The organism is Rhizobium sp. RCC_161_2, assembly GCF_041355235.1.
GTDB lineage: Bacteria > Pseudomonadota > Alphaproteobacteria > Rhizobiales > Rhizobiaceae > Rhizobium.
Genome location: NZ_JBFUPL010000004.1, coordinates 89,466 through 109,372 on the forward strand (window position 1 = coordinate 89,466; position 19,907 = coordinate 109,372).

Genomic DNA, 19,907 nt, shown 5'->3' on the forward strand with positions numbered 1-19,907 from the left:
GTTTCCGCATGCCCACATTGCTTACCCGCCGTCGCCTCTTGGCAGGCTCGGCGCTGCTCCTTCCCGCCCTGACATTTGGCCCGCAGACCCTGTTTGCGCAGGATGCCAACGCCAGCAAGAGCCCGGACGCGACGGCTCCAGCGCCCGGCGCCTCCGATACGCCGGACAGTTCCGCTGCACCTGACGACGACGATGGAATGGACGGCACCCAGGGGGCGGACAATTCCCAGGTGACGGAGGATGCCGACAAGCAACTGGCGGACCTGGAAAAGAAGACCGGCGGTCGTCTCGGTGTTTCGGTACTGGATACGGAAACCAATATTTCGCTCGGCTATCGCGAAGCGGAGCGCTTCGCCCTGTGCAGCAGCTACAAGGCGCTTGCCGCCGGCTTCGTGCTCGCCCGCGTCGATCAGGGCGTCGAGAAGCTCGATCGCCGCGTCACCTACGGCAAGGATGTCGTGGTCACCTATTCACCGGAGACTGAAAAGCATGCCGGCACCGACGGCATGACGATTGCCGAACTCTGCAATGCGGCGGTCACGCTCAGCGACAACACCGCCGGCAATCTGCTGCTCGACAGCTTCGGTGGTCCGGCGGCGTTGACGGCATGGCTGCGCACCACCGGCGACACTGAAACCCGGCTCGACCGCAAGGAACCCGATGTCAACCAGGCGATCAAGGACGACCCACGGGATACGACGACACCCGATTCCATGCTGGATACGATCGGGCTTCTGACGCTCGGCAACACGCTGTCGGAAACCTCCAGGGATCAATTGTCGAACTGGCTGGTCGCCAACACCACCGGCAACGCCCGCCTGCGCGCCGGCCTGCCAAAGGAATGGAAAGTCGGCGACAAGACCGGCACCGGCGAGAACGGCTCCTATGCCGACGTCGCTGTCATCTGGCTCCCGGATCGCGGCCCGATCCTCGTTGCGACCTTTGTCGGCGAGGCGACTGCGCCTGCAAAAGATATCGAAGCCGTCTTCGCCGCGGTCGGCAAGATCGTTGCGGGCATGGTGGGGTGAAATAGTAGCGCTCTGAAATGCAATCGATAAATCAGGGCGGTACGGTCGCGATGTGAATCAGGATCGCATCGCCTTCATCTGGTGCGAGAAGTCCAGGCGATGAATAGCGCGGTATCCTGAGGCTCCGCGCCCGGCTTTCGCTATGTCCCGCAGAAGGTCTGCAGCACCCGTTCCGCCGGTTGCGGCGGCTCGGCGTAGGGCGCAAAGGCTTGCTGGTCCTCATAGGGTTTGGCCAGCACGGCCAGCAGCGCCTCGAACAACGAAAAATCATCCTCCTCGACGGCAGCCGCGATCGCTTGTTCGATGCGATGGTTGCGGGGGATGAAGGCCGGGTTGACGCCGAGCATTGCCTTTGCACGCGCGGCGGGCGATTGCGGATCGCGGCCGAGCCGTTCGCGCCAGCGTGCAAGCCAGGGCGCTACGGATTGCGGATTCTTGAAACTGGCGGCAAAGGTGGCCTCGTTGTCGTCGCTTGCCGCAAGCACACAAAGCCGCCGGAAGGTCAGGGTGAAATCCGCCTCCTGCTCGTGCATCACCGCAAGCAGCGACTGGATCAGATCGAGATCATTGTCTTCTTCCGTTGCGAGGCCGATCTTGGCGCGCATGCCGGCAAGCCAATGGGTCTGGAAGCGCTCGCCATAGGCCTTGATCACCCCATTTGCCAGTTCCACGGCGGTATCGAGCGTCGGATCGATCAGCGGCAGCAGCGTTTCGCCAAGCCGCGCGAGGTTCCATTGGCCGATGGCCGGCTGGTTGGCATAGGCATAGCGGCCCTGTCGGTCGATCGAGGAAAACACGGTCGCCGGATCATAGACGTCCATGAAGGCACACGGACCAAAATCGATCGTCTCGCCGGATATGGTCATGTTGTCTGTGTTCATCACGCCATGGATGAAGCCCACATGCAGCCAGCGCGCGATCAAGGATGCCTGCCGGTCGGCCACCGCTTCCAGCAGCGCGAGATAGTGGTTCTGGCGATCCTTGATCTCGGGATAATGCCGGTCGACGACATGGTCGGCGAGGATGCGCAGGCTGTCTGTGTCGCCGCGAGCGGCGAAATACTGGAACGTGCCGACGCGGATATGGCTTGCAGCGACGCGGGTAAAAACCGCACCGGGCAGCGCTTCTTCGCGGTAGACTGGCTGGCCGGTGGTGACTGCCGCCAGCGCCCGTGTCGTGGGAATGCCGAGCGCATACATGGCTTCGCTGACGATATATTCGCGCAGCACAGGCCCGAGAGCTGCCCGTCCGTCTCCACGTCGCGAAAACGGCGTTGGCCCGGCGCCCTTGAGCTGGATGTCGCGGCGCCTGCCGTTGCGGTCGATAACCTCGCCGAGCAGGATCGCCCGGCCATCCCCAAGCTGCGGCACGAAGCCGCCGAACTGGTGGCCGGCATAGGCCATGGCGAGCGGCTGGGAGCCGGGCAAAAGCGCGTTGCCGGAGAAGATCGCCGCTCCATCACGCTCCAGAACCTCGGCCTCGAGCCCCAAATCCGACGCCAGCGCCGTGTTGAACTTGATCAACCGCGGTGCTGCAACCGGCGTCGGCGCCTGTTCCGCGAAGAACTGCGGCGGCAGGCGCGCGTAGCTGTTGTCGAAAGGTATTGGTGGTGCTTCAAGCACTGCGTTGTCGTGAAGAAAAGAGCTCATGTGACTAAGGTAGGGCCGGTGGCCATGCGGCGCAAGGCGCTTGTCTTCGGTAGGAAATCATCCTACTTTATCCTACCAAAGATAGGGGTTTGCCATGAACGAGAAACTCAGCATCTCGCTGCCCAGCGAAATGGTTGCCGCCATCAAGAGCCGCGTCGATGCCGGGGCCTACGCTTCGACCAGCGAAGTGCTGCGCGCTGCCGTCCGGGTCTGGCTGCGGGAAGAGGAAGAATATCAGGAACGGATCGCGGCGATCCGCCAGAAGGTCAAGGCATCGCTGGATGATCCGAGGCCAAATTTGACTGGTCACGAGGTCAAGCAACGTCTCGAAGCCTTCTTTGATAAGCGTCGTTAATTGATGAAGCGATTTGTCGTCGAATACCGTCCGGAAGCAATGGACAATCTGCTCGATATCGCGGCCTATGTTTTCGAAAAAAGTCAGAATATTAAGACGAGCGAAGCGTATCTTGATCGCATTTACGTTCGCTGCGAAAAGATCGGCGATGCCCCTTTTGGCGGCATTGCCCGGGATGATCTGGGCTCGGGCCTTCGCATGGCTATCTTTGAAAAGAGTATTGTCATCCTTTATACAATCGAGCGTGATACTGTCTGGATCACCAATCTTTTCTCAGGCAGCCGTGACTACGAAGCGCTTCTTTCGCGGCCCTAACTCTCCTCCATCGCCCGCGCCATCTCCGACAGCTTCCTGACCGTATTGAGGTTCCGCGCGGTCCCAAGCTTCAGCGCCGGCAGCTTCAGCTTCGAGCGGCCGGAGCCGTCCGGATAGTGAACGTAGATCTCTTTACCCGCGACATGCACCTCTTCGCCGTCAGGCGCTACCAGCTTGTCCAGAGCATCCGCCGGAGCAGCTTCGGCAAGGAAGGTGACGAGCAGATAGTTCGGCTTGGCATGCGGGAAGGGTGAGCCTTCGGCCACCGCTTCCAGAGCTTGCCGGCTGCGCAGGATCAGGCCCGGCGACTTGCCCATCTTGCGCGTCAGGGCATCTTCTAGGCGCGCCTGCACAGTCGCCTCGTCTTTATCCGAACGGAAGAGGACGTTGCCGCTCTGGATATAGGTCTTCACATCGGTAAAGCCGATATCCTCGCAAAGCGCCTTCAACTCCGCCATAGGCAAAGTGCCAGTGCCGCCAACATTGACGGCACGCAGCAGGGCGATATGGACCGGCATTGGCTCCTCCCGCAATCCCGATTACATCTTGCCGGCGACCTTGATGGCGAAGCCGTATTCGAAGGCGATCTCTTCCAGGCGCTGGAAGCGACCAGAGGCACCGCCGTGACCGGCGTCCATGTTGGTCTTCAGCAGGATCGGAGCGTCGCCGGTGGTCTTCTCACGCAGCTTGGCAACCCATTTCGCCGGTTCCCAATAGGTGACGCGCGGATCGGTCAGGCCGCCGAGCGCCAGGATCGGTGGGTAGGGCTTTTCGCCGACATTGTCATAGGGGCTATAGGCGGCGATCTGCTCGTACTCTTCCTTGCTGTCGATCGGATTGCCCCATTCCGGCCATTCCGGCGGCGTCAGCGGCAGGGTGTCGTCCAGCATGGTGTTGAGCACGTCGACGAAGGGCACGGCGGCGATGACGCCCGCGAATTTCTCCGGCGCCATGTTGGCGACAGCACCCATCAGCATGCCGCCCGCCGAACCGCCCTCGGCGATGATGTTCGCGTAGGAGGTGAACTTCTGTTGATTCAGATAATCCGCAGCTGCGATGAAGTCCTTGAAGGTGTTGGTCTTCTTGTCCATCTTGCCGTCTTCGTACCAGGCAAAGCCTTTGTCCTTGCCGCCGCGGATATGGGCGACGGCATAGACGAAGCCACGGTCGGCGAGCGACAGGCAATTGGTATTGAAGCCGGCCGGAATGGTGACGCCGTAGGCGCCATAGCCGTAAAGCAGGCAGGGTGCTGAGCCGTCGAGCGGCGTATCCTTGCGATAGAGCAGGGTGACCGGCACCGTTTCTCCGTCCCATGCCGGCGCGAAGACGCGGCGGGTGACGTAGTCATCCGGATTGTGGCCGGAGGGAACTTCCTGCGTCTTCAACAGGCTGCGCTCGCGCGTCACCATGTTGTAGTCGTAGAGCTGGCTCGGTGTCGTCATCGAGGAATAGGAGAAGCGGATGACGTCGGTGTCGTATTCGGCAGCACCCTGCAGGCCTAGCGAGTAGGCTTCCTCATCGAAGGCAATCGCATGTTCTTCGCCGGAGACGCGGTCGCGGATGACGATCCGGGGCAGGCCGTCTTTGCGCTCCAGCCAGATGAGATGGCGGGCATAGGCCATATGGCTGAGGATCAGCGTGCCCGGCTTGTGGGCCACGACATCGCGCCAGTTTTCCTTGCCTGGTTTGTCGACCGGCGTCTCCATGATCTTGAAATCCTTGGCGTCGCCGTCGTTGGTGAGAATGTAGAAGACGTCGCCGCCTTCCGTCATCTCATATTCGACCCCGGTTTCGCGCTCGGCCACCAGCTTCGGCTCGGCGGTGAGGTCCGACGTCGGGATCAGGCGGTATTCGCTGGTCTCGTGGTCGTGGATGTCGATGAAGATGTAGTCGTCGAGCAAGGAGCCGCCGACGCCCATGAAGAAGCCAGAATCCTCTTCCTCGTAGACCAGCCGGTCTTCCGATTGCGGCGTGCCGACAATGTGGTGGAAGATCTTCGATGGACGATGGTTCTCGTCCTGTAGGGTATAGAAGAAGCTCTTGCCGTCAGGCGCCCAGACGCCGTCGCCGCCGGTGTTCTCGATCACGTCGGCCAGATCCTCGCCGGTGTCGAGGTTGCGGACCTTCAGCGTGAAATATTCCGAGCCCTTGTCGTCATAGCCCCAGATGCCGTGGCTATGGTCGGTGGAATGGTCGATGCCGGAGAGGCGGAAATAGGACTTGCCCTCATTCTCCTTGTCGCCGTCGAGAAGCAGCTTGCGGTCGCCGCCGTCGCGCGCCTCGCGGAAATAATGCGGCTGCTCGCCGCCGGTGACAAAGAGCGTGCCGTAGGCATAGGGGCCGTCCTTGACAGGCACCGAGCTGTCATCCTCCTTGATGCGGCCTTTCATCTCGGCAAACAGCAGCTTCTGCAGCTCTTTCGTGTCCGCCATTGCGGCGTTCATATAGGTGTTTTCGGCTTCCAGATGCGTGCGGATTTCCGGGTCGAGGATCGAGGTGTCCTTGAACATCGCCTGCCAATTGTCGGCACGCAGCCAGGCGTAGTCGTCGCTGCGGGTGATGCCGTGGCGCGTATCCGTGACCGGCTTTTTCGGTGCGGCGGGCGGGGTAGGGAGGTTCTTGAATGAAGACACTGGAAGGCTTTCTCTGGGATGAAAGTCGGGTATGCGATGAAAGAGAAATAGAGGGCGCTTGGCCGAGGTTCAAGCGGCAATTGCCGGCTCAAGCCTCATGCAAGCGGATGCTCCTAAGCTCGTGTCGGGCTGATGACGACCACTGGCCTCGCGCAGGGCTGCCTTGATGTGACCACATTCTTTAACGAAGTCCGCTTAGCGCTGCGTCGATAGTAAGTGTTTCTTAAAATCGCTTTCCTCTATGGGACGGACACAGCCCAGCCCGGAAAACAACAAATGAGGAACCGGTCTTCATGCTGAAGTTCATTGCCTTTCTCCTGCCTCTGGCTTCCATCGCAACCTCGGCGCTCGCCGTCGATGCGACCATGAAGAAGGAGCTGGAAAAGCTTGATCCTTCCGAACGGATGGAACAGGCCTGCGATGCGGAAGCGATGAAGCGGATCGGCACGGAGAAGACCGGGTTCAAGCCGGACAAGGTGATCGCCTATACCTTCAGCGACCCCAATATGGCTCCGGATTCGATGAATGCTGCCGGCGCCGTCTTCCGCAGCAAGGGCGATTGGTATCATCTCTCCTATAAATGCACGACCGACCCGGAGCATGTCGACGTGCGCAATCTCAGCTTTCAGATCGGCGACAAGGTGCCGCGCGATAGCTGGCAGAAATACTATCTCTACGACTGATGCCCTCAGCGCCGTTCGTGGCGCTCCAGGCGGTCGAGTTCGGAGAGGATGTGCTCTTGCACGGCAGGGCTTTGGCGGGAGACGGCATCCGTCAGTTCGCGGAGCGTCGATCTCAGCCCATGAAGCTGATCCACCAGATCCATGACCAGATCGACGCCCGGCTCATTGACGCCCATGGCGTGGATCAAATCGAGAATCAACTGTCCACGCGCGAGGTCCGCATCGCGGAAATCCCGGCCTTCTTCCGTAGTTTCAGGAATGAGCCAGCCCTGGTCGATCCAGACTTCCAGCACCGTGACGTCAATCTCGAGGCGCAGACGAAACTCGCTCTCGTTCATCGCTCAGCCTCCCATGGTCTTTCTGGGATCATGCGTCTTGCCCGCCTGCCAATCGGAAACGAGGGCGGTAAGCTCGGCGTCCGGCTCGTCCGGCAAGACGATCTTCAGTGAAACATAGGCGTCGCCGGCATCCTTGCCACGGACGGGCACGCCTTTGCCCTTCAGCCGCAAGACCTTGCCAGTGTTGGAGTTCGGCTGGAGCGTGATGGTCACCGGGCCGGAGGGCGTTGGCACGCGAACCTTGCCGCCGAGCACCGCTTCCGTCAGCGAAATCGGCAATTCCAGCCTGATATCGTCGCCGTCGCGGGTGAAGAAGCGGTGTGGGCGTACATGCACCGCGATCAGCGCATCGCCTGGCGCGCCGCTGCCCAAGCCCGGGTCGCCTTTGCCGCGCAGGCGCAGCGTCTGCCCATCCTTGGTTCCCGGCGGTATCTGCACATCGAGTGCCGGTCCGTCCGGCAGGCTGATCTGCTTTTTGGTGCCATTGATGGCGTCGAGAAAGTCGACCTCCATGGAGTAGTGACGATCCTGACCCTGCATTCCGGACTGGCCTCGGCTGCGACGTGAAAAGAAGCTGGAAAGGACATCGTCGGTATCGCCGAAATCGGCGAAGCCACCGGTGTTGCGGTAAGGGCCGCGCTGGCCTTCGTTTGCCGCGTAGTCGCGATAATAGTTGCGTGGCGGCTTCTCAGCGCCGCTGCCGTCGATCTCGCCGCGGTCGAACCGCGCGCGTTTCTCTTCGTCTCCGAGAATGCCGTAGGCCGCGGAAACTTCCTTGAACTTCTCCTCGGCCTGCTTGTCGCCGGGATTGAGATCGGGATGCAGCTTCTTGGCAAGCTTGCGATAGGCGCTTTGGACGTCCTTTTGCGGGGCGTCCCGTTTTACGCCCAATATGTCATAGGGATCGCGGCTCATGAATGGTTCCCTTTGGGAGCGCAGGAAAATATGGAAATAGTAGCAGGCCGGTCTAGTATCAATGATATCATAAATGAGGAGTATCGAAGCCGCGACTGCCGCAGAACGGTTATAGGCGCTTTTGTGATGGGAAATGATCCTCTTGCCGGCAGGCCGCCATATTTCCGTCGCCTTGCCGGACGATGGCGGGCGCAAAGGGAAAGGCCCTATGGCAATCGCGCGCTTTTTCCGCCAAATTTGATTTCGCTTGATCCGATCGGTGGATATTGATGAAACGCTTTCTGCTGACGTCCGCATTCCTGCTCGCAACCGTTCCGGCCGCCTTTGCTGCCACGCAGGAGACACAGCCTGCCGGCTGGCCGCCGCTTCCGCCGAAAGCATCCGCATCCAACGTCAAACTTGTCGAGCCGCATTTGCACGTCAACCGTGCCGGCAAGGGCATGCCACGTATCGCCCTCACCTTCGATGCCTGCATGGGCAAGACCGATCCGCGTATCCTCTCCACCCTCGTCGATCAGCGCATCCCCGCGACGATCTTCGTCACCGCCCGCTGGCTGCGGACCAATCCCGACGCACTCGCCACCTTCCTCGCCCATCCCGACCTCTTCGAGCTGGAGAACCACGGCCAGAATCATATTCCCGCTGTGGATATACCGACCAAGGTCTATGGCATTGCCGCAGCCGGTTCGCCGCAGGCCGTGGCCCAGGAAGTCAAAGGCGGGGCGGATGCCATGCTTGCCGCCGGTATCCCGCAGCCGCGCTGGTTCCGGGGCGCTACGGCGAAATACAGCCTGTCGGCCATCACGGAGATCCGTGGCATGGGCTATCGCATTGCCGGCTATTCCGTGAACGGCGACAGCGGCTCGCTGCTGCCGGCCAAGATGGTGGAAAAGCAATATGCCTCCGCCAAGGACGGCGATGTCATCATATCCCACATCAACCAGCCGACCCATGCGGCAGGCGAGGGGGTCGCAGCCAGCATCCTGGCGCTGAAGGCCAAGGGCATACAGTTCGTCCGCCTGCGGGATATCCCTGAACAGGGCGATGACGACACCACGAACTGAGCGGTAATCGGCGACGGTCGATCACCAGTCGTGCCGGGATCGTTACTCAGGCAATTGCGGCTGCACCTTTTCCTCGATGAACAGCTCGTTGACCACGGTCATCACGACCAGGGATAGCGGCAAGGCGAGCATGGCGCCGACAGCGCCCCACATCCACGTCCAGAAGATGATGGCGAGGAAGACGACAAACGGATTGAGCTCCCATTGCCGACCCATGACCGCCGGAAACACAAGATTTTCCACGGCGAGATGGATAGAGAAAAAGACGACGGCAGGCGCAAGGGCGAAGATGATGTCATCATGGGTGATGATGCCGGCGATCGCCAGCGCAATCGTCATCGTTGCGATGCCAAGGAAGGGAATGAAGCTGGAGAGAAAGGCGAAGACGCCCCAGAGGATCGGCGCACTCAAGCCGCCGGCATAGGCAATGATGGTCATGACGATGCCGAGACCGGCATAGATCAGCGCCGCCGTGGCGAAATAGAAGCCGAGCACCTGCTCCACCGCATTGATGATGCGGATTGCCGTCAATCGCGACGTCCGGCTGACAAAAGTCATGATGAGCGTCTTGCGCAGGCTGGCGCGTCCGGCGAGAAAGAGCATCAGGGCGGCAAAAAAGATCAGGCCCTGGACAATAGCCGGCGTCAGGCTGTTGGTGACAAGATGCAGCACATTACCGGTATTCTCGAGCAGCACATTGATCGACATCGGCCCGCTCTCGAAGGTCTGCGGCGTGATATGCAGCCATTTGATCCGCTCGAGGAATGGCATCAGTCGATCGACTGTGCGCTGGAAGACGTCGGGGCCTTCCTGTGCCAACCGCGCCAAAGGTCCGGCGAGCGCGTTGATGAACAGGAAGATGACCAGCGCCACCGCTGATGATAGCAGAACGGCGTTGAGAATGCGCGGAACGCCCAACTTGCTGAGTTTTTCCGCCGCGAGGCCGAGGATCATACCGACGACGACGGCCAACGTCACCGGGATCAGAATGAGCGACATCATGTAGATGCCTGCCAGCGCCAGAATGAGGAAGATGCCGATGAGAGCCCAGGCGGAGGCGATATCCAGCGCGCTTTTCTCGATGGGCGTTTCAGCCGTCGTTCTGCCTAATTGCTCGGTATCCGCTCGCAACGCGTCCACCCAGGCGCTGGAACGCTCCTCGCGTTTCAATGCCTGTTTGCGCTCCTGCTTGCTTGTGCCCTTGGCGATATCCATTCAAAAAATCCCCGAAGGCCCATCGCCTCGGTATGCAAACGCAAAAGACCCGTTCCGGTTCCGGAACGGGTCTTTTGGATTGTCGATCTGCGGTTGTGATCAGGCGATCAAATTCAGCCCAATGCCCCAGGGATCGCGCAGCGAAACGCCGCCGTCGCGCTTTTCCGTCTTTATCTCGTGCGCATCGAGTGCGGTAACCGCCTTGTCGAGGGCTTGCCTGTCGTTGAAGCGCAGCGTGTAGTCGGACAGGCCGGTCATGTGTTCGGAGCGGACGCCGGCGCCACGGCTGTTCCAGGTGTTGGCGCCAAGATGATGGTGATAGCCGCCCGTTGCCAGGAACGTCGCACCCGGATACCGCCCGGCCATAACCTTCATTCCAAGCACGTCGCGATAGAAAGCATTTGCCTCCTCGACGTCGCCGACCTGCAGGTGGATATGGCCGATCGCCGAGCCATCGGCCATGCCGTCCCAGCGATCCTGCGGTGCGCTTTCGTAAAGCTTCTGAAGGTCGAGCCTCAGCGTCGCCATCTCGACGGTGCCGTCGCCATGGAATGTCCACTGCTCATGCGGCCGGTCGGCATAGATCTCGATGCCGTTGCCTTCCGGATCGGAAAGATAGATCGCCTCGCTGACGATATGGTCGGACGCGCCTTCAAGGGCGACGTTGTTGTGCGCGGCATGCCGCAGCCAACGGGCAAGCTCGACACGGTTGAGCAACAGGAAGGCGGTGTGGAAGAGACCGGCCGCCGTCTGCGGCGCGCGCGTGGCGGCGCGATCCGTCGTCAGCGTCAGCAGCGGCTGCCCGGCAACGCCCAGCACTTCACCGCTCGCGGTCTTTTCGATGACCTTAAGACCCAATATGTCCTGATAGAAGCGCGATACCAGCGCCAGGTCGGTGACGACGAGATGCGACTGGCCGACATAGGCGGGGCGCGTCAGCGCATAGGGAAGGGCGGTTTCGGTCATGAGCTTATTCCAACCTTGATGTTCGAAAGAAAGAGGAACCGGCGAAGGCGGCGAAAACGCCGTCAATGGCAGGCTTGAGAGCTGTCGCCGGTCGATGTGCCTCTTTAGAAATCCTCTGGCCTGCTGTACTTAAGGCAGTATATGGCGGATTTCGATTGTTCACAGAAGGCCAGAAATTACGGATTGAGCGTTCGCAATTCGTTGACGGACCATTTCACCCGCGCGTCTCGCCATTCACGAAGATTTACCGATATGCCCATCGAACGTGGTTGCCTGGATGCTTCCGAGATGCCACGATTGATGCCGATATGGAATTGGAACGTATAGAGAGATGGCCGAGTTCAAAGGCATTCGTTGGGCCTATGATCGATATGAAGTGATCGCCGACGGTATCGTCAACGGCGTCGGCGTGGTCTTTGCCCTGATCGGCGCAACCGCGCTGATCTTCTATGCGACTGCGTGGAGTTCCCACGGCGAAATCGCCGCGGCCTGGATCTACGGCATCGGCCTCGTCCTGACCCTTGCCATGTCCTTCACCTACAATCTCTGGCCGGTATCGCAGACGAAATGGTTCCTGCGGCGTTTCGACCACTCAGCCATCTTCGTACTGATCGCCGCCACCTACACGCCCTTTCTCGAACGTGGCGCCGCCGATCCGCTGCTGTTTGCGACGCTGATTGCCCTGTGGGTTTTCGCGGCCTGCGGCATCGCGCTGAAATGTTTCTTTCCTGGCCGGTATGATCGGCTGGCGATCCTGCTTTACCTCGCCATGGGCTGGAGCGGCGTATTGGTTGCCAAGCCGGTGTCCATGCATATACCGTCCGCCTCGATGTTGCTGATCGTGATCGGCGGCGTCATCTATTCGTTGGGCGTGATCTTCCACGTCTGGGAGAAGCTACGTTTCCAGAACGCCATCTGGCACGGTTTCGTCATCTCGGCCGCCGCCGTGCATTATTCGGCGGTGTTTACCTGCTTCAGCCTGTCACCGGAAAACTTTTGACGACCTGCGTCGTCGGCGCACATTTTTTCGTGGGGTGCAGGCTGCGCACCAGCCGCATGACGACGGCATCGTAACGCTGCATGGCTGCCTTCGGATAGTCCATCTGGAAGAAGGCAGCAGCGCCATTGCAAAGGGCAACGCCGCGCACATAGATGATGTGGCCCTGTTTCGTGCCTGAGAAGCTGATACCGCGCGAGGTCGATTTCGAATAGGAGATCTGCCAGCCTTCATCCTTGGCGCGCGCGACACGGATGTTTGCTTCCGAAGAAAAGTCGCCGTTGAGGGTGTCGGCGCCGAAAATCAGCAGTCGCGCCGACTGATCGGCCGGCGTCAGGGTCAATCCGTTGCCGTCGTCGCTTCGCGCGGATAGGCGAAATTCCGAAGGCAATTCAATAGCATAGCCAAAGCGCGCATTGTCATAGGACCACCAGTCGGCGGCTTGCGCCGGCACGACAGAAAGAAACAGGAGAGCGGTCAATCGCGCGAGCATTGCGGTTTCCGGGAGGCGGGATCTGCAAACCAGCTATGAATAGCGCATTTTTCAGCAGAAATTCCATAGTGATTCTCAGGATGACCGAAAAATAGCGCGAATTCGTTACAACTTGATTGCGAGCCATGCAGGAATGGCGGATTTACTTCGTCAATATCGTGGAGTAATGCCGAATTCAGTCTCATGAACAATCGGATGACGCGATTATGGACCAAGCCGTGCTGCTTCGTGATGCCACCGAGACCGATCTGCCTGCGATTTGCGAGATCTACAACCACGCCGTCGTGCACACGACCGCAATCTGGAACGATACGCTGGTCGACGTCGACAACCGTATCGAGTGGCTCAAGGCACGCAAGGCGCGGGGCTTCCCGGTCGTTGTCGCCGAGAAGGACGGCAAGGTCGCCGGCTATGCCTCTTATGGCGACTGGCGCGCCTTCGACGGCTATCGCCATACGGTCGAGAACTCCATCTATGTCGACAAGGATCATCGTGGCCTCGGCATCGGCGAGGGGCTGTTGCGCGAACTCGTTGCCCGCGCCGCCAAGGGCAATGTCCACGTCATGATTGCCGCCATAGAGACCGGCAATGCCGTCTCCATCCGCCTGCATGAAAAGCTTGGTTTCCGCATCGCCGGGCAATTCTCCGAAGTGGGCACCAAGTTCGGTCGCTGGCTGGATCTGACCTGCATGGAATTGCGCATCCCAACTTGATCCAGCCCCTCATGCCGAAAAAATGATTTCAGTGGGTTAAGTCCGGGTTTTCGCCCGCAGGGCTTGAGACCATCAGGCCTTTGGCCTATCCCAAGGGTAGTGTTTCGGCTTTGCCGGATTCCGCGCAATTGTTCAGCAGGGAGAAGACATGGCCAGTGTCACCGGCCTGACATTCCTGGCTTTGTGTCTGCCCTTTCTTGGCGCGATCATCGCGCCCGCCGCTGTCCGCTATCTCGGCCACAATGCGGCCTGGCCACTGGCGCTGTTTCCCGCGCTCGCCTTTCTGCATTTTGCCGGCTTCCTCCCCTCAATCGCTGCCGGACATAATATCCAGGGCGGTTTCGATTGGGTGCCGAGCCTGGGCTTGCGCTTTTCCTGGCTGCTCGACGGGCTGTCGCTGACCTTCGCCCTGCTGATCACCGGTATCGGCGCGCTGATCGTGCTCTACGCCGGCGGTTATCTGAACGGCCATGCGGATCAGGGGCGCTTCTTCTCCTTCATCTTCCTGTTTATGGGCTCGATGCTCGGCCTCGTGGTGTCGGACAGTTTCCTGACGCTGTTCGTCTTCTGGGAACTGACCTCGATTACCTCCTTCCTGTTGATCGGCTTCGATCATCGGCGCGAGGCAGCGCGCCGGGCGGCGCTACAGGCGCTGGTCGTTACCGGCGGGGGAGGGCTTTTGCTGCTCGCCGGCCTCTTGCTGATCTGGCAGATCACCGGAGCCGCCGACATGTCCGGCCTGCTCATGGCCGGCGGCGCTTTGCGCGAAAGTCCGCTCTATCTTGCAGCACTTATCCTGATCCTCGGCGGTGCCTTCACCAAGTCGGCGCAGTTTCCCTTCCATTTCTGGCTGCCGAACGCCATGGAAGCGCCGACGCCGGTGTCGGCCTATCTGCATTCCGCGACGATGGTGAAGGCCGGCGTCTATCTGCTGATGCGCCTCAATCCCGCGATGGGCGGCACGATGGCCTGGCAAACAATCCTGCCGCTCTTCGGCGCGGCAACGTTATTGGTGGGCACGCTGCTCGCCATTCGCCAGACCGACCTGAAGCTGAAGCTTGCCTATACGACGGTCTCTTCACTGGGCTTGCTGGTGCTGTTGACGGGCTTCGGCTCCGACTATGCGATCGAGGCGGCCGTGCTCTATCTGGTGGCGCATTCGCTGTTCAAGGGCGCGCTGTTCATGGTCGCCGGCATTGTCGATCACGAGACCGGAACCCGCGACATCACCCGCCTCGGTGGCCTGCGCGCCGCTATGCCGCTGACCTTCGCGGCAGCGCTGGTCGCGGCGGTCTCGATGGGTGGTCTTCCGCCGGCCTTCGGCTTCCTCGCCAAGGAGGAGATCTATGCCGCGCTGGCCGGGGCTTCCGTCTGGTCGATTGCCCTGACCGTCATTGCGATCGCCGGTAACGCGCTGATGTTCGCCATCGCTTTCGCGGTGGCGCTGAAGCCTTTTCTTGGGGCTCGTGTCGAGACACCCAGGCATCCGCATGAAGCGCCACCCTTGCTCTGGCTCGGTCCGGTGGTGCTTGCCGCTCTCGGCTTGGTCGCTGCGCTGTTCTCAGGCCCCTGGCATACCTATGTCTCCTCACCGATGGCAAGCGCTGTCGGCGGTAAGGCAATGGAGATATCGATCTCGCTCGTTCCTCATATCGGCGTACCCTTGCTGCTGTCGGCTCTGACCGTGCTGATCGGTGTCTTCGTCTACTGGAAGCTCGACCGCGCCCGCTTCCTGATGTCGATGGTGCTGCGCCACCTCGGGCCGGGGCCGGATCGCGGTTTCGATGGCTTCATCTCCGGGCTGGTGCGGCTATCGCATGCCGCCTCGCGGTGCCTGCAGCCCGGCCGGCTGGAGATCTATATCGCCGTGACCTTCCTCTGCCTTGCCGCCATGCTGCTGGTGCCGCCGGTAATCTATGGTGAGTTGCCGACGATGCCCTCGTGGCCCGACATGCAATGGCATGAAGCGGCCATCTTCCTCATCGCCGTCATCGGTCTCGGCGCCGTCGTCATGGCGCGCGACCGGCTGACGGCGATCGTTTCGCTCGGCATTCAGGGCTTTGCCGTCGCCGTCATCTACCTTCTCTTCGGTGCCCCGGACCTGTCCTTCACCCAGTTCATGGTCGAGACGCTCTCAGTCGTCATCCTGGCGCTGGTGATGACGCGGTTGCGCCTTTCCGCCTCCGATCGCCGCCCTCCGTTGCAAATGCTGTTGCATGCGGTGCTTGCCGCCGCCTGCGGCCTCGGTTTTGGACTGCTGCTGCTGAAGGCGACGCAGGCACCCTTCGACCTGACGCTGACCGCCTTCTTCAATCAATATTCCAAGCTGATCGCCCATGGCACCAATGTGGTCAACGTCATCATCGTCGACTTCCGCGGCACGGATACACTCGGCGAAATCGCCGTCGTTACCATTACCGGCCTTGCCATCCTGGCGCTGATCCGCATCCGCGCCGGCGGCGAACGCAAGCTCGCGGCCAATGATCCGGACCTGGAAGAGAAGATGGAGGCCGAGCGCCGATGAACACGCTGATCTTCCGCACCGCCGCGCCGTTCCTGACCGCCTTGATGCTGCTCTTCTCCGTCTTCGTGCTGCTGCGCGGCCATAACGAGCCCGGTGGCGGCTTTATCGGTGGATTGATCGCTGCATCGGGCTTTGCGATCTATGGCATTGCCTGCGGCGTGACGGCGGTGCGCCGAGCAATCGTGTTCCATCCGCTGGCGATCGCCGGTTTCGGCCTGCTGGCGTCGACGGTTGCCGGGCTCCTGTCGATTTTCTCCGGCGTGCCATTCATGACCGGGCTTTGGATCTATCCGGATATTCTGGGCGTCGAGGTGCCGCTCTCCACTGTCATGCTGTTCGACATCGGCGTCTACCTGGTCGTCGTCGGCGCTATCACCTCGATCGCGCTGGCGCTGGAAGAGCGGGAGGTGGAGTGATGGAGGCTGTCTTTGCCGGCCTCGTCGGCCTGTTCTTCGCCGTTGCGATCTATCTGATGTTGTCCGGATTTTCGATCCGTATCATGCTCGGCATCGCCATTCTCGGGAACGCCGTCAATCTCCTGCTGTTCACAGCGGGACGGGTGACGCGCGAAGTGCCGCCGATCATTCCGGCCGGTGCCGATGCGCTCGGCTTGGACGCCGCCAACCCACTGCCGCAGGCGCTGATCCTGACGGCGATCGTTATTTCCTTCTCCTTCCTCGCCTTCCTGCTGGTTCTGACCTACCGCGCCTACCAGGACCTCAAGACCGACAATACCGGCGAGATGCGGGTGGCGGAACCGGACGAGCGGCCGATGCCGCCTTTGGGGTACTAGCGACATGGCGGCACCCAGTAACACCGCTGTCGATCTTTCCGCCGCGCTGGTAACAGCGCCGACGGAGGTGGCACATTGGCTGGTCATCCTACCGGTGGTGCTGTGCATCGGGCTCGGTGCGATTTTGATGATGTTGCGCGACCGCACGGCGTGGCACGGCTGGATCGCCATTCCCGGCCTGATCCTGCTGGTCCTGATCGATGCGGCCTTGCTCCGCAAGGTCGCCACCGAAGGGCCGCTAACCATGGTCATGGGCCGCTGGCTCCCGCCTTTCGGCATCGCCTTCAGCGTCGATCTCTTCAGTGCGATCATGGCGCTGACGGCGGCAGTCGTCGCGCTTGCTGGGGGGCTCTACGCACTCGGCGAAATCACCACCAGCGGCCGCCGCTACGGCTTCTTCCCATTTCTGATGCTGCTGCTTGCCGGCGTCAGCGGCGCATTTCTCACCGGCGACGTCTTCAATCTCTACGTCTGGTTCGAGGTGCTGCTGATCTCGTCCTTCGGCCTGCTGATCCTCGGATCGGAGCGGGAGCAGATCGACGGCGCCTTGAAGTATGCCGTGCTGAACCTGATCGCCACCACGTTGTTTCTCGTCTCCGTCGGCTACCTCTATGCCATCTTCGGCACGCTCAACATGGCCGATATCGCGATGAAGGCGAGGGCGCCCGGCAACACGGCGCCGCTGATGACGCTTGCCGGTCTCTTCCTTCTTGCCTTTGGCATGAAGGCTGCGGCCTTCCCGGTCAATTTCTGGCTGCCGGCCTCCTATCATACGCCGCGCATCACCGTTTCGGCGCTGTTCGCCGGCCTGCTCACCAAGGTCGGTATCTACGCGCTGATCAGGGTGCTGGTCATGCTGTTGCCGGTCGAGCGCGCCGGGCTCGGCCCGATTACGACGGTGGTTGCCATAGCCACAATGCTGGCCGGGGTGCTGGGCGCTCTCGGTGAAAACGATCTTCGCCGCCTGCTCGGTTATGTCGTCATCTCCGGTATCGGCACGATGCTGGCAGGCGTGGCGCTTGGTAGTGCCGCTGGCCTCAGCGGCGCGGTCTTCTATGCGTTGCACTCCATGGTGCTGATGACGGCGCTCTATCTGTTGGCGGGCCAGGCGGCGCGCCTCGGTGGCGGCTTCTCGCTTTCCGCGCTCGGCGGGCTTTACCGGCAAAGCGGCTGGTTCGCCGGTCTGTCGCTGGTGCTGTTTTTTGCCGCCTGCGGCCTGCCGCCGTTTTCCGGCTTCTGGCCCAAGGTCATCCTGGTGAAGGCAGCGCTCGACACCGGCGCCTGGTGGATTGCCGCGACGATCCTGTTGACCGGCTTTCTCACCACCATCGTCTTTGGCCGCGTCTTCCTGCTCGCCTACTGGCGTCCGAGAGCCGCGCCGGACGCCGTCGCGCCGGAGCCGATCGTCTGGCAGGCAGGCTTGCCGATCCTGGCGTTGACCGCCCTGGTGATCGGCTTCGGCCTGTTTCCCGAACAGCTCCTGCATCTGACGCAACAGGCAGCAAGCGGTCTCGAAGATCCGAATGCCTATCTGCATTCGGTCTTTCCGGGAGGGGTGGGGGCACAATGATCCTATTCGTCGTTAACCTCCTGCTTGCCATTGTCTGGGCCGCGATCACCGGCAGCGCCTCGTTCCTCAATCTGGTCTTCGGTTTCGTCCTTTCAGCACTTGCGTTGGCCATCGTGCGGGAATCCTATGGCGGTGTGCTCTATCTCGGCCGCATCAGGCGCATTCTGGCGCTGCTTCTTCTGTTCCTGCGCGAGCTGGCGAAATCCGCATGGGCCGTCGCGGTTACGGTCATGAGCCCGAAGATGGATGTGAAGCCCGGCATCTTCGCCTTTCCGCTCACCGTCGATCGCGATTTCGAGATTGCGCTGCTCGCCAATCTCATCACGCTGACGCCCGGCACGCTCTCGGTCGATGTCTCCGACGACCGCAAGTTGCTCTATGTGCACGCGCTCGACTGCTTGGACCCGGAGGCGGTGAAGCGCGGTATCGCCGAGGGTTTCGAGCGCCGGATCCTGGAGGCTTTCCGATGATCGCCGCGTCCATCGTCTCCGCCGCCGCCATGATCGCGCTCGGCATTCTCGGTCTGGCCTTTCTGCTCACCGTCTATCGTGTGGTGGCCGGTCCGACCTTGCCGGACCGGGTACTGGCGCTCGATATGCTGGTGGCGGTCGCCATCGGCTTTATCGCCGTCATCGCCATCAAGACCGGCTTCACCCTTTACATCGATATCGCCATTTCGCTTGGCCTTGTCGGCTTCCTTGCCACCGTTGCCTTCGCCCGGTTCATCCTGAGCCATGATGCGTCAAATGGAAACGAGCCGTCGGCCTCGCCGATCCTTACGGCGGAGGGCAGGTCCAAGCCGCCCGCAGGTAAAAAGGCCCGCAAGGATAGCCGGCGCAAGAAGGGGGGACGGTAATGGAATTGTTCGCAGCGCTCGTCGTCGCCTTCCTGCTTGTGGCCGGGGCCTTGTTCGCTCTCGTCGCCGCGATCGGCATTGTCCGCCTGCCGGACCTCTATAGCCGCATGCATGCCGCCTCGAAGGCTGGAACGGTCGGCTCAGGCCTGTTGCTACTTGCGGTCGGTGTCCATTCGCAGGACCTGTCGATATTGGCACGGGCGCTCGCCGGTTTCGTGTTCTTCGTCTTGACCGCGCCGATTTCGGCTCATCTCCTTGCGCGGGCGGCCCACAAGGCCGGCCATCGGCTGACGCCGCCGTCGGTGCGGGACGAGTTGACGAAGGATCAGATGCTACGGCGCCTTTACAAAACGAAAGGCTAACAAACGCAAGGATTGCTAGAAAAGGAATACAATTCTAGCTGTAAGTTACCTATTTTTAATAGATGAGAATTTTGCCAGTAAGTGATACAATTAAAAACTGGACTTTTGGATAAAGAGTGCTAATTCACATTCAAGTAGAGTTCTGATGTTGAGTTAGTCTCGGCCGGATTTAAGTGCCCAATGTTCTGATCTTTCTTTCAAGCAACGGCGGGCAAAACTTGCTTCTGGTTAAGGATTGGCGGACCTATCTCCGCCAGCACTGATTCTATCATCAGACGGTATAGAAATGGGTTTCGACATACGAGGTCTAGGGGTGGATTTCGTTTTGTCGGCACTTTGGCATGTAATAATGCCCTGTTTTTTGCCGATGGCTGCTACGAGTATGGACAATGTGCGCTTGCGCGGATTGTCCAGTGCATAGGCCCCGAAAATCAGAAC

General features: G+C 60.7%; 22 protein-coding genes. 14 read left to right on the plus strand and 8 right to left on the minus strand.

Annotated elements, in window-relative coordinates:
• The first annotated feature begins 8 nt into the window (after window positions 1-8).
• Window positions 9-1,028, plus strand: a complete 1,020-nt coding sequence (gene bla, locus AB6803_RS12025; RefSeq protein ID WP_371109103.1) for a class A beta-lactamase — start codon at window positions 9-11, stop codon at window positions 1,026-1,028.
• A gap of 140 nt (window positions 1,029-1,168) precedes the next feature.
• On the opposite strand, the gene AB6803_RS12030 is transcribed toward bla, so the two are convergent.
• Window positions 1,169-2,677: a YdiU family protein gene (locus AB6803_RS12030; protein ID WP_371109104.1), complete on the minus strand. Its 1,509-nt coding sequence runs from the start codon at window positions 2,675-2,677 to the stop codon at window positions 1,169-1,171.
• Between the two features lie 94 nt (window positions 2,678-2,771).
• On the opposite strand from AB6803_RS12030, the gene AB6803_RS12035 reads away from it, so the two are divergent.
• Window positions 2,772-3,032, plus strand: a complete 261-nt coding sequence (locus AB6803_RS12035; protein WP_371109105.1) for a type II toxin-antitoxin system ParD family antitoxin — start codon at window positions 2,772-2,774, stop codon at window positions 3,030-3,032.
• 3 nt (window positions 3,033-3,035) lie between these two features.
• The gene (locus AB6803_RS12040; RefSeq protein WP_371109106.1) at window positions 3,036-3,347 is read left to right on the plus strand and encodes a type II toxin-antitoxin system RelE/ParE family toxin; all 312 of its coding nucleotides are present in this window, start codon (window positions 3,036-3,038) and stop codon (window positions 3,345-3,347) included.
• Here the strand turns inward: AB6803_RS12040 and AB6803_RS12045 are convergent.
• Together AB6803_RS12045 and AB6803_RS12050 are read right to left on the minus strand one after the other, a co-directional pair.
• A complete protein-coding gene (locus AB6803_RS12045) occupies window positions 3,344-3,865 on the minus strand; it encodes a DUF1697 domain-containing protein (protein ID WP_371109107.1) in 522 nt (173 codons plus the stop codon). The genes AB6803_RS12040 and AB6803_RS12045 overlap by 4 nt on opposite strands.
• Before the next feature lie 21 nt (window positions 3,866-3,886).
• Window positions 3,887-5,980 carry a S9 family peptidase gene (locus AB6803_RS12050; protein WP_371109108.1) on the minus strand — a complete coding sequence of 698 codons (2,094 nt, stop codon included), beginning with the start codon at window positions 5,978-5,980 and terminating at the stop codon, window positions 3,887-3,889.
• A gap of 293 nt (window positions 5,981-6,273) precedes the next feature.
• On the opposite strand from AB6803_RS12050, the gene AB6803_RS12055 reads away from it, so the two are divergent.
• Entirely contained in the window at window positions 6,274-6,663 is a 390-nt protein-coding gene (locus tag AB6803_RS12055) for a DUF930 domain-containing protein (protein ID WP_371109109.1), read from the plus strand.
• A 5-nt stretch (window positions 6,664-6,668) separates the two neighbouring features.
• On the opposite strand, the gene AB6803_RS12060 is transcribed toward AB6803_RS12055, so the two are convergent.
• Window positions 6,669-7,001 carry a chaperone modulator CbpM gene (locus AB6803_RS12060; protein WP_371109110.1) on the minus strand — a complete coding sequence of 111 codons (333 nt, stop codon included), beginning with the start codon at window positions 6,999-7,001 and terminating at the stop codon, window positions 6,669-6,671.
• 3 nt (window positions 7,002-7,004) lie between these two features.
• Window positions 7,005-7,916 carry a DnaJ C-terminal domain-containing protein gene (locus AB6803_RS12065; protein ID WP_371109111.1) on the minus strand — a complete coding sequence of 304 codons (912 nt, stop codon included), beginning with the start codon at window positions 7,914-7,916 and terminating at the stop codon, window positions 7,005-7,007.
• 269 nt (window positions 7,917-8,185) lie between these two features.
• Between AB6803_RS12065 and AB6803_RS12070 the strand changes: the two genes are divergently transcribed.
• A complete protein-coding gene (locus AB6803_RS12070) occupies window positions 8,186-8,980 on the plus strand; it encodes a polysaccharide deacetylase family protein (RefSeq protein ID WP_371109112.1) in 795 nt (264 codons plus the stop codon).
• Between the two features lie 42 nt (window positions 8,981-9,022).
• Here AB6803_RS12070 and AB6803_RS12075 read toward each other — a convergent pair whose 3' ends face one another.
• A complete protein-coding gene (locus tag AB6803_RS12075) occupies window positions 9,023-10,195 on the minus strand; it encodes an AI-2E family transporter (RefSeq protein WP_371109113.1) in 1,173 nt (390 codons plus the stop codon).
• Between the two features lie 99 nt (window positions 10,196-10,294).
• Window positions 10,295-11,161, minus strand: coding sequence for a VOC family protein (locus AB6803_RS12080; RefSeq protein WP_371109114.1), 867 nt, complete (start codon window positions 11,159-11,161; stop codon window positions 10,295-10,297).
• A gap of 331 nt (window positions 11,162-11,492) precedes the next feature.
• Here AB6803_RS12080 and AB6803_RS12085 point away from each other — a divergent pair, with 331 nt between their 5' ends.
• On the plus strand, window positions 11,493-12,161 hold the full coding sequence (locus AB6803_RS12085; RefSeq protein WP_371109115.1) for a hemolysin III family protein: 669 nt from the start codon (window positions 11,493-11,495) through the stop codon (window positions 12,159-12,161).
• On the opposite strand, the gene AB6803_RS12090 is transcribed toward AB6803_RS12085, so the two are convergent.
• Window positions 12,136-12,651: a hypothetical protein gene (locus AB6803_RS12090; protein WP_371109116.1), complete on the minus strand. Its 516-nt coding sequence runs from the start codon at window positions 12,649-12,651 to the stop codon at window positions 12,136-12,138. The genes AB6803_RS12085 and AB6803_RS12090 overlap by 26 nt on opposite strands.
• A 206-nt stretch (window positions 12,652-12,857) precedes the next feature.
• Between AB6803_RS12090 and AB6803_RS12095 the strand changes: the two genes are divergently transcribed.
• The 8 genes from AB6803_RS12095 (at window position 12,858) to mnhG (ending at window position 19,469) form a co-directional block, all read left to right on the plus strand.
• Window positions 12,858-13,364 (plus strand): N-acetyltransferase family protein, encoded by a 507-nt coding sequence (locus AB6803_RS12095; protein ID WP_371109117.1) that lies wholly within the window; start codon window positions 12,858-12,860, stop codon window positions 13,362-13,364.
• A gap of 148 nt (window positions 13,365-13,512) precedes the next feature.
• Entirely contained in the window at window positions 13,513-15,888 is a 2,376-nt protein-coding gene (locus AB6803_RS12100) for a putative monovalent cation/H+ antiporter subunit A (RefSeq protein ID WP_371109118.1), read from the plus strand.
• On the plus strand, window positions 15,885-16,304 hold the full coding sequence (locus tag AB6803_RS12105) for a Na+/H+ antiporter subunit B (RefSeq protein ID WP_371109119.1): 420 nt from the start codon (window positions 15,885-15,887) through the stop codon (window positions 16,302-16,304). Before AB6803_RS12100 ends, AB6803_RS12105 begins: the two co-directional genes overlap by 4 nt.
• Window positions 16,304-16,681 (plus strand): Na+/H+ antiporter subunit C, encoded by a 378-nt coding sequence (locus tag AB6803_RS12110; RefSeq protein WP_371109120.1) that lies wholly within the window; start codon window positions 16,304-16,306, stop codon window positions 16,679-16,681. Before AB6803_RS12105 ends, AB6803_RS12110 begins: the two co-directional genes overlap by 1 nt.
• A gap of 4 nt (window positions 16,682-16,685) precedes the next feature.
• Complete coding sequence (locus AB6803_RS12115) at window positions 16,686-18,251, plus strand: Na+/H+ antiporter subunit D (RefSeq protein WP_371109121.1); 1,566 nt, start codon at window positions 16,686-16,688, stop codon at window positions 18,249-18,251.
• Window positions 18,248-18,721 (plus strand): Na+/H+ antiporter subunit E, encoded by a 474-nt coding sequence (locus tag AB6803_RS12120; protein ID WP_371109122.1) that lies wholly within the window; start codon window positions 18,248-18,250, stop codon window positions 18,719-18,721. The genes AB6803_RS12115 and AB6803_RS12120 overlap by 4 nt, the downstream gene beginning before the upstream one ends.
• Entirely contained in the window at window positions 18,718-19,107 is a 390-nt protein-coding gene (locus tag AB6803_RS12125) for a cation:proton antiporter (protein ID WP_371109123.1), read from the plus strand. The genes AB6803_RS12120 and AB6803_RS12125 overlap by 4 nt, the downstream gene beginning before the upstream one ends.
• Window positions 19,107-19,469, plus strand: coding sequence for a monovalent cation/H(+) antiporter subunit G (gene mnhG, locus AB6803_RS12130; RefSeq protein WP_371109124.1), 363 nt, complete (start codon window positions 19,107-19,109; stop codon window positions 19,467-19,469). The genes AB6803_RS12125 and mnhG overlap by 1 nt, the downstream gene beginning before the upstream one ends.
• The last annotated feature ends 438 nt before the right edge of the window (window positions 19,470-19,907 follow it).

Excerpts from the sequence above, each read along its gene's own strand:
- AB6803_RS12035 (WP_371109105.1), top strand. The coding sequence starts at position 2,772 with ATGAACGAGAAACTCAGCATCTCGCTGCCCAGCGAAATGGTTGCCGCC.
- AB6803_RS12060 (WP_371109110.1), bottom strand. The coding sequence starts at position 7,001 with ATGAACGAGAGCGAGTTTCGTCTGCGCCTCGAGATTGACGTCACGGTG.
- AB6803_RS12125 (WP_371109123.1), top strand. The coding sequence starts at position 18,718 with ATGATCGCCGCGTCCATCGTCTCCGCCGCCGCCATGATCGCGCTCGGC.
- AB6803_RS12045 (WP_371109107.1), bottom strand. The coding sequence starts at position 3,865 with ATGCCGGTCCATATCGCCCTGCTGCGTGCCGTCAATGTTGGCGGCACT.
- AB6803_RS12090 (WP_371109116.1), bottom strand. The coding sequence starts at position 12,651 with ATGCTCGCGCGATTGACCGCTCTCCTGTTTCTTTCTGTCGTGCCGGCG.
- AB6803_RS12120 (WP_371109122.1), top strand. The coding sequence starts at position 18,248 with ATGATCCTATTCGTCGTTAACCTCCTGCTTGCCATTGTCTGGGCCGCG.
- mnhG (WP_371109124.1), top strand. The coding sequence starts at position 19,107 with ATGGAATTGTTCGCAGCGCTCGTCGTCGCCTTCCTGCTTGTGGCCGGG.
- AB6803_RS12065 (WP_371109111.1), bottom strand. The coding sequence starts at position 7,916 with ATGAGCCGCGATCCCTATGACATATTGGGCGTAAAACGGGACGCCCCG.
- bla (WP_371109103.1), top strand. The coding sequence starts at position 9 with ATGCCCACATTGCTTACCCGCCGTCGCCTCTTGGCAGGCTCGGCGCTG.
- AB6803_RS12040 (WP_371109106.1), top strand. The coding sequence starts at position 3,036 with ATGAAGCGATTTGTCGTCGAATACCGTCCGGAAGCAATGGACAATCTG.
- AB6803_RS12105 (WP_371109119.1), top strand. The coding sequence starts at position 15,885 with ATGAACACGCTGATCTTCCGCACCGCCGCGCCGTTCCTGACCGCCTTG.
- AB6803_RS12095 (WP_371109117.1), top strand. The coding sequence starts at position 12,858 with ATGGACCAAGCCGTGCTGCTTCGTGATGCCACCGAGACCGATCTGCCT.
- AB6803_RS12030 (WP_371109104.1), bottom strand. The coding sequence starts at position 2,677 with ATGAGCTCTTTTCTTCACGACAACGCAGTGCTTGAAGCACCACCAATA.
- AB6803_RS12085 (WP_371109115.1), top strand. The coding sequence starts at position 11,493 with ATGGCCGAGTTCAAAGGCATTCGTTGGGCCTATGATCGATATGAAGTG.
- AB6803_RS12110 (WP_371109120.1), top strand. The coding sequence starts at position 16,304 with ATGGAGGCTGTCTTTGCCGGCCTCGTCGGCCTGTTCTTCGCCGTTGCG.
- AB6803_RS12070 (WP_371109112.1), top strand. The coding sequence starts at position 8,186 with ATGAAACGCTTTCTGCTGACGTCCGCATTCCTGCTCGCAACCGTTCCG.
- AB6803_RS12100 (WP_371109118.1), top strand. The coding sequence starts at position 13,513 with ATGGCCAGTGTCACCGGCCTGACATTCCTGGCTTTGTGTCTGCCCTTT.
- AB6803_RS12075 (WP_371109113.1), bottom strand. The coding sequence starts at position 10,195 with ATGGATATCGCCAAGGGCACAAGCAAGCAGGAGCGCAAACAGGCATTG.
- AB6803_RS12115 (WP_371109121.1), top strand. The coding sequence starts at position 16,686 with ATGGCGGCACCCAGTAACACCGCTGTCGATCTTTCCGCCGCGCTGGTA.
- AB6803_RS12055 (WP_371109109.1), top strand. The coding sequence starts at position 6,274 with ATGCTGAAGTTCATTGCCTTTCTCCTGCCTCTGGCTTCCATCGCAACC.
- AB6803_RS12080 (WP_371109114.1), bottom strand. The coding sequence starts at position 11,161 with ATGACCGAAACCGCCCTTCCCTATGCGCTGACGCGCCCCGCCTATGTC.